The organism is Frankia sp. AgB32 (assembly GCF_023243045.1).
GTDB lineage: Bacteria > Actinomycetota > Actinomycetes > Frankiales > Frankiaceae > Frankia.
The window spans coordinates 30,541-38,353 of the sequence record NZ_JALKFX010000086.1; the positions used below are offsets into that span (position 1 = coordinate 30,541).

General features: G+C 73.8%; 7 protein-coding genes and 1 pseudogene. All 8 read left to right on the forward strand.

Features of this window, described 5'->3' with window-relative positions; genetic code table 11:
- The coding region (locus tag MXD60_RS20835; protein WP_248821017.1) for a type VII secretion protein EccB at positions 1-681 on the forward strand (681 nt) is incomplete at its 5' end.
- Between the two features lie 99 nt (positions 682-780).
- Positions 781-1,095 carry a WXG100 family type VII secretion target gene (locus MXD60_RS20840; protein ID WP_248821018.1) on the forward strand — a complete coding sequence of 105 codons (315 nt, stop codon included), beginning with the start codon at positions 781-783 and terminating at the stop codon, positions 1,093-1,095.
- A gap of 79 nt (positions 1,096-1,174) precedes the next feature.
- Entirely contained in the window at positions 1,175-1,471 is a 297-nt protein-coding gene (locus MXD60_RS20845) for a WXG100 family type VII secretion target (protein WP_248821019.1), read from the forward strand.
- 47 nt (positions 1,472-1,518) lie between these two features.
- Positions 1,519-1,929 (forward strand): hypothetical protein, encoded by a 411-nt coding sequence (locus tag MXD60_RS20850; RefSeq protein WP_248821020.1) that lies wholly within the window; start codon positions 1,519-1,521, stop codon positions 1,927-1,929.
- Between the two features lie 2 nt (positions 1,930-1,931).
- A complete protein-coding gene (locus MXD60_RS28955; protein ID WP_283098713.1) occupies positions 1,932-4,766 on the forward strand; it encodes a hypothetical protein in 2,835 nt (944 codons plus the stop codon).
- 47 nt (positions 4,767-4,813) lie between these two features.
- Positions 4,814-5,257: a YbaB/EbfC family nucleoid-associated protein gene (locus MXD60_RS20860; protein WP_248821021.1), complete on the forward strand. Its 444-nt coding sequence runs from the start codon at positions 4,814-4,816 to the stop codon at positions 5,255-5,257.
- The gene (locus MXD60_RS20865; RefSeq protein ID WP_248821022.1) at positions 5,254-5,589 is read left to right on the forward strand and encodes a hypothetical protein; all 336 of its coding nucleotides are present in this window, start codon (positions 5,254-5,256) and stop codon (positions 5,587-5,589) included. The genes MXD60_RS20860 and MXD60_RS20865 overlap by 4 nt, the downstream gene beginning before the upstream one ends.
- 69 nt (positions 5,590-5,658) lie before the next feature.
- Positions 5,659-7,813, forward strand: a pseudogene (locus tag MXD60_RS20870) (hypothetical protein); the annotation flags it as partial.

A 7,813-nucleotide genomic window follows, 5' to 3' on the forward strand; every position in this document is an offset into this window, starting at 1 on the left:
CCCCCCGCAAAACCCCCCCCCCCCCCCCGGGGGGGGCGGGCGGGCCCCCCGGGGGGGGGCCGGGGGGGGGGGGGGCCCCCCCCGGCCGTCGGCGGCCGCCCGGCGACCCTCGGGCAGCTGTTCGCCGCGCGCGGCGCCGGCGGCGAGACCATCCACTACCTCCTGCTGCCCGGCGGCCTGACCCCGCTGAGCGCCACCCAGGCCGCCCTCGCCCTCGGCGAGGCCGGCGCCACCACCGAGACGCCCGTCAGCCCGGCGGAACTCGCCGCCGGCCCGCGCGGCACCGTCCCCGCCGCGCAGGGCGCGCTGCCGGGGGCACCGCCGCCGCTGCGCACCCCCGCGCACGGCGAGGCGGTGTGCCTGGAGACCGCCGGCCGCCCCGACGCCGAGACCCTCGCCGTGGTCCTGGCGACACCCCCGGCGACCCCCGGCACCCCGGCGGCGGGCGGCGTCGCCGTCTCGGTGCGCCCCGGCGGGGGAGCGCTGCTCGTCGGCCGCACCGACGTCGCCGCGAAGGACCAGCCGCTGCTGCTCGTCGACGGCGCCGGCATCCGCTACCCGCTCGACGGCGACGCGCCCAAGGCCCTGGGCGTCACCGCCGACCAGGCGAGCGTCGTCCCCGCGCGGCTGCTGGCCCTGCTGCCGACCGGCCCGCGCCTCTACACCCCCGAACGGCGGTGAGCACGATCCGCCCCGACGCCACCCGCCCCGACGGCACCCGCCGCGCCGACACCGCCACCGACCCCCGCACCCGCGGGGCAACCTGAGGAGGACCGCCGCATGGCCGATCCGTTGCTCATCACAGACGAGACCACCACCGTGGCCATGATCGTGGCCTTCGACGACTGCCAGGACGAGTGCCTCAAGGTCCAGCAGACCATCGACAACGCCGGGTCGATGCTGTTCGCCCAGTGGGGCGGCGTCGCCGCCGGCAAGTACCGCGACGCCATCGCCAGCTGGCAGCACGGCTTCAACGAGGTCAAGGCCGCGCTGAACCTGCTCAACGAGTCGATGGCCAGCTACGCCAAGATCACCACCTCCACCGAGGACAACACCGCGATGCTCGGCTCGAACTGGGCCGTCGGCCTGACCTGACCGTCCCCGCCCCGACCGTTCCACCCCCCGGCCGGCCACCGCGCCCGCCGACCCATCCGCAGACCTCGGAGGCACAGCCATGGCCACCTACCAGTTCAGCCCGAACGGCGCCCTCGACACCGCCGCCGAGCTCGACTTCGTCAACTCCCTGCTCGAGCGGTCGCTGGCGACCCTCACCCAGAAGGTCAACGCCTTCATCGCCGCCAACGAGGGCCGGGCGCCGGCGAACTTCTCCCTCGCCCAGCAGCAGTGGAACAAGGGCCAGACCGACATGAACGCCGCCCTCGCCCTCGGTCGCCAGCGCCTCGAGGAGATCCACAACGAGTACGTCCTCGGCGACGGCCGCGGGGCGAACGTCTTCGGCCAGCTCATCTAGCCACCCCTACCCGGCGGCGGCCGGGCCGGCGACAGAAAGGAGCACCGGTGGCCGAGAACATCGTCATCGACGAGCCGACCCTCACCCGGTTGAAGAACAAGTACCAGGCACTGCTCGACGACATCGACCTGCGGATGACGAACTACACCTGGGGGACGAACCCCGACTCGCGGATCAGCCTCGGCGATGCTTTCCCGCTGCGCCTGGGCGGCGCCGACTTCACCGAGGCGGTGAACCTCGTCAAGGACCTGGAGAAGGTGCGCACGAACCTCACCGGCCGCATCGACACCACCTACACCAACGCCACGAACCTGCGCTGGGGCCTGCAGTATCTGCTGGACGACTCCAGCGCCGTCGAACACCTCAACACCCTGACGGCCGAGGAGTTCGACTCGTTCATCCCGACGAGCACCTCGTCGGCGATCAGCGGAAACAACCCCCCGGCCGGCGGGAGCTGACCATGGCGGCGCCCGACCACATCGAGGACGTGCTGAACACGATCCTCGGTTACGTCCTCGGCAGCGCCGGGGGAGTGATCAGTACCGGCGGGTCGCCCACCGGCGGGGGCAATACCCCGGGTCAGGGCACCAGCGGCTCCTACACCGGCGCCGGCATCGACAGTGCGCTGCGCCCGGACACCGTGCGCAGCGCCGCCGCGCCACTGTGGCTGATTCCCGATGAACGGCGCGAGAAGTACGCCACCAGCGGCAGCGCGAAACCGAGTTTCCAGAAGGGCGCGCTGACGTTCTGGCGGTGGATGACCGACGACTGGGGCAGCAACTACGAATGGCTGACCCTGTGGGTCGGCGCGAAGACCTCGACCGACGGCGACAGCCGTAACTCGACCACTCCGGGCGAGCAGTCGGGCGCGGCCACGGCCGGAGCGAACCCGCTGATGGCGCTGGGAAACGCCTGGACGAACGCCGTCGGCGCGATCGTCAAGGGCCTCGTCGGCCCCGGCTACGCGTTCGACCCGGAGACCCTCCAGGGCGTCAACGAGGCGCTCGCCGGCATCGGCACGTGGAGCGGCACGACCCTGACCGGCCTGGATGCCGACGTCACCGGGATCGACACGAAGGCGGCGGCGTTCGCCGGCTCGGCCGCGCAGGCGTTCCGGGACCGGGTCGTCGCCGCCGAAAGCGGGCTGAAGGGCGTTCCCGAGGCGGCGGCGACCTGGAAGGGCCCGCTGGACGGCGCCGTCGAAAAGGCACGCAGGTTCGTCACCACGCTGCGCCAGGACAACGCGTACTGGATGGGTGAGAAGGAGCAGGGCGACCCGCGCGACCCGCTGCCCGGTCCGAAAGGCGTGTGGGTCCACCCGTTCAACCTGATCGTCGCCATGTTCGACAGTTCCCAGGTGTTCGACAGCATGGGCTCGGACCCCAACCGCAACGACTCCGGCGGGCTGTGGGAGACCGGGCGCATCCGCGGTGAGCTCGGCTACGACTCCGATTCCGACAGCTGGCGGGAGATGTACATCAGCTTTCAGGATTGGGTCGGCGTTCCCGGCCAGTTCGCGGTGCTGCGCAAGCCCGAATGGCTGAAAGTCGACACGGCGCTGCGCGCGCAGTGGGCCAGTCACGTCCAGACCGCGTTCGCGCCGTCGGTGACCGCCGCGGGCGAGCTGGTCACGGCGCTCGGGGCCGCGCAGACCGCGATGAAACTCGCGAAGATGCCGCCGCCGCCCCCGCCACGTTCGGCGCCGCCCCTCGACCTCGCCGGCGGCAACAACGACACCAACAACGACACCAACAACGACATCAACAACTACCTGAACGGCGTCGGCAACGAGGTGAACAACCTCATCAGAAGCATCGGGGATGGGCTGAACGGCATCGGGAATGAGCTGAAGGGCAGCGGCATCGGTGGCACCAATGGCCTCGGTGGCACGAACGGCATCGTCAGGACGCGCGCTCTCGGCGGTGCCGACGGTCTTGGCGGTGGGAGTGGTCTCGTCAGGACGCGCGCTCTCGGCGGTGCCGACGGTCTTGGCGGTGCCGACGGTCTTGGCGGTGGGAGTGGTCTCGGCGGTGTCGATGGTCTTGGCGGTGGGAGTGGTCTCGTCAGGACGCGCGCTCTCGGCGGTGCCGGCGGCCTCGGCGGGGACGACACGACGCCGAAGACCCTGGGGGACCTCAGTCCGCAGCAGCTCAGCGCGCTGCAGCAGGCCGGCGCGCTCGACGGTCTCGCGCTGACCCCGCAACAGCAGGCGGCGCTGCGCGAGGCCGGCATCGCCGCCGCGCCCGGCGCCACCCTCGGCGATCTCAGCGCCCAGCAGCTCGGCACCCTGCAACGCGACGGCCTGCTCAACAACGTTCCGCTGTCCCAGGGCGACCTGTCGACCCTCGACAAGGCCGGTCTGCTCGGGTCGACCAGCGGCGCGCTCAACGATCTCGGTGATCTCAGCCCCGCGCAGCTCGCCGCGCTGGACTCGGCCGGCGCACTGGACAACACCCCGGTCACCGGCGCCCAGCTCGACCAGCTGCGCCACGACGGCCTGCTCGGCCCGAGCGCCGAGGGCATCAACTCCCTCGGTGACCTGAGCCCCGCGCAGCTCGCGGACCTGGGCCGCACCGGCCAGCTCGACGGGATTCCGCTCACCCCCGCCGAGTCGGCCGTGCTGCAGCAGGCCGGCCTGCTCGCCCCCGGCGGCGGCGTGGGTGGCGGTCTGGGTGGCGGTGTGGGTGGCGGGGTGCCCGACCTGTCCGGCGGCTCGCTGCCCAGCACCGCGTTCCCGACCACCGTCGACGGAGTGGACATCGGCGGCGGCGTCGGCGGGCTCGGCGCGGGCGGTTCCGGCGTGGGCGTCGGTGACATCCGCGCGCCCCTGATGCGCACGGTGCCCGGCGGCGGTGGTGGCAGCTTCGGCACGGCCGGGGTGCTGCCGGCGGGCGCGGCGCAGATCGGTTCCGCCGCCGGGCTCGCGGGCCTCGGCTCCCTCGGCGCGGGCTCGGCCGGCACCGACGGCCTGCCAGGAGCGTCCTCGGCGCTCGGCGGCCCGGTGGCTGCCGCGTCCGGGGCGTCCAGCGCGTCCGGCGGCACCGGCATGCCGTTCATGCCGATGGGCGGCATGGGCGGCATGGGCGGGGGGCAGGCCGGCCAGGGCCAGTCCCGGGAACGCCAGCGCAACACCTGGCTCACCGAGGACGAGGAGGTCTGGGGCACCGACCCCGCATGCGCCCCCGCGGTGATCGGCCGCACCGACGGCACGGCACCGGCCGACCCCGAGTCCCCGCAGGGCCCCACCGTCATCCCCGCCCCACCGTCGCGCGACCGCACCCGTCGCGGCCGCTGAGAGACCGTCGCGGCCGCTGAGAGAACAGAGAGAACAGGAGGAGCCGCATGGCACTGTTCGACGACAGCCTGATGGAGACCACGCTCGCCGAGCTGGCCCGCACCCAGGAGGTCACCGCCCGCATCCGCGCCGAAGGGCCGCAGGTCAGCTACCAGGCCAGCGACCGCAACAAGCTGGTCACGGTGACCGTCGGCGGCCAGGGCGACCTGCGCGAGCTGCGTTTCCGCGGCGACGCCTACCGCGAACTGGCTCCCGCCGAGCTCGCCGACCTGCTGATCCGCACCATCGAGGCGGCCCGCAAGGGCGCCCGCGACCGGGCCCTGGCCGGCATCCAGGACCTCATGCGGGACCTGCCGTCCTCGGTGGGCCGCCTCGGCGAGGTCACCTCCGTCGAGGACCTCGTCGACGAACTCGCCGACATGTTCACCCGCAACATGCCCGACGACGGCCGCCCCGCCACCCCGCCCGACAGCGACGGGCAGTGGACGTGAGCGCCAAGCTGATCCAGCACGACGGCGACGCGATCGCGTCCCGCGTGCCGGCGCTGAAGGCCCTGCAGGGGCACTACGGCGACTTCGGCGAGTGGCTCGCCGAAGTCGCCGGCGTCGACTTCGTCGGCGACGCGAAGGACGAGGCGACCCTGTACGCCAAGGCCACCTTCGACAAGATCATGACGGCCTTCGGCAAGCTTTACGTCAGCCTGGGCCAGGCCATCGGCGTGCAGGGCGACCGGCTGAACCTGGTGCGCCACATCGGCGACCAGACCGAGGCCGGCACGTCCCAGCACGCCGACAACTGGCCCGGCGGCGGCCCCAGGGGCTGACCCCAGCCAGGCACCCACCGCCGCCGGCGGCGGCGGGGATGCGACGAGCGGCCGGAGGGGAGCACCCGGATGTCCAAGTCCCTGGACGGGGCCATCTACGCCTTCACCGGCATGCGCCTGCCCGGCGCGAGACTGCCGGTGATGCGCTCCCTCGCCGACGAGCTCGACCTTGGCGCCGACGAGGTCACGAACTCCCTCGCCACCGAGCTGGAACAGATCATCCGCTCGGTGAAGGCGTCCGTCGGCGGCACCCCCGGCAAGCAGTTCGTCGCGCAGACCTCCCAGTTCGTCGTCGAGGACCCGAAGCTGCTGCTGCAGGGCGGCCTGCTGCTCAAGGCCGCGGCCGCCCTGCTGCGCAAGCAGGAACTGCAGATGGACTACACCCGCAAGCAGGGTTTCGTGATGTTCATCTTCATGCAGATCCAGCTCGCGATCGCCGCGATCGAGGCCGCGTTCGGCGCGCCGGAGGAGGCCGCCGCCCGCATCATCGCCACCCGCACGCTCATGCAGCGGGTGCTGTCGCTGTCGACCGCGAAGACGGCGGCGCACATCCTCGGCATGCAGATGCTGTTCATGCCCGGTTCGTCGCTGATCGCGCAGGCCTGGCAGATCCTGGAGGGCCGCCGCGGCGGTTTCGACGCCGGCGAGCTCGCCCACATGGTCAAGTACGGTCTGGCGGCCACCGCGTCGTCCCTGCTCGGCCTGCCGGGCATGAAGGTGTTCATGGGCAGGGCCGACGCCTGGTTCCGCACGATCGGCATCGAGGCCGGCGCCGGCAACCCGGTCGCCAGCATGGCGCTGGGCACCGCGTTCTCCGTCGTGCTCGAGGTCGGCGGCGGCATCTTCGCCACCGGCGTGGTCGACGGCCAGTGGGGCCTGACCTCGGCGGCCGACGACGCGATCTCCGGCGCCGTGGAAGGCGGCTCCGAGGCCGCCGCCGGGCACCTCGGCAAGGGGGCCCGCAAGGGGGGACAGGCGATCGGCGTCCTCCCGCCCGACGTCCCCACCATCGCTGACATCCCCGACCCGTCGACGCCCGAGTTCGGTGGGGACGGCCCGGACGATCCCGGCTCCGGTCCGGATTCCGCCAGCTCCGCGGGCCCCGGCGGGCCTGCCGTGGGCGCGGCCGGCGGCAGGACGCGGCCCACGCCCGGCGACACGACGCCCGGCACCATCGGCGATCCGCCGGTGATCACTCTCGGTGGACCCGTCGTCGGTCAGAACGGCGGCGGGAACGTCTCCTTCGACGCGGACATCGAACCGCCGGAGCTCAACCTGGAGCCCCCCGCGCTGGACGGACCCTCCTTCACCAGCCAGGACCTGCCCGACCTCGGGGCGTTCGCCGCCCCCGCCCTCGACCCGAATCCGGTCATCGACGGCTTCGTCGTCCACGATGTCGACGTCCGGTCGGACGTGGACCCGCCGGGCGACACCAGGTCGGTGTTCAGCGACGAGTCCGCCGACTCGGCGTACACCGACATCACCGACCCCGCCGACCACGGCGACGTCGATGCGGTCCCCACCCCGCTCGTCGCCGGTGGGCCGAACCCCGCGGCGTCCGGTCAGGCGACGCCGGCACTTCAACCGGCCCCGATCGACTCCGCGAAACCGATCTCCCCGCCCACCCGCCGGCCCGAGCCCCTCCCGCCGGCCGGGTCCGTCCCGCCGGCCGTGCCCGCCCCGCACATCACAAGCCCCGCGGCGGGCAACGGTTCTGTGCCCGTGAACGGGCCGTTGCCGGTCGACGGGCCCGCCCCGGCGCATCCGTCCGCGTCCGTGGACGGGTCCGCGCCGGCCGTCCCGCCAGGACCGGCACCGGTGCAAGCGCCGCCGAACGGTCCCGTCCCCCCGGGCCGGCCGGCACCGGTCTCGGGCGTGCCAGGAGCGCAGCAGCCGGCGCCCCTGGCACCACCCGCCGGCCCCACCTCGTCCCCGATGCCGCCGCAGGCCGTGCCGCCGCAGGCCGCTGCCGCCGCACCGGCCGCCCCCGTCTCCCAGCCGGCCGGCCAGCCGCCGGCCTCCGCCCCGCCGCAGGCTGATGGCACGCCGACGCCCGCGCTCACGGCGCGGACCGGTGACCCGTCGCAGGCTTCCGCGGCCGGCTCCCAGGGCACCGTCACGCCGCCGGCTCCCGCCCTACCGCAGGGGCCGGCGCCGTCGCGGGGCGCGCGCCCGGCCCGCGCCCCCGGCGCGGCCCCCGCGGCGCAGGCCCCCCCCGCCCCCC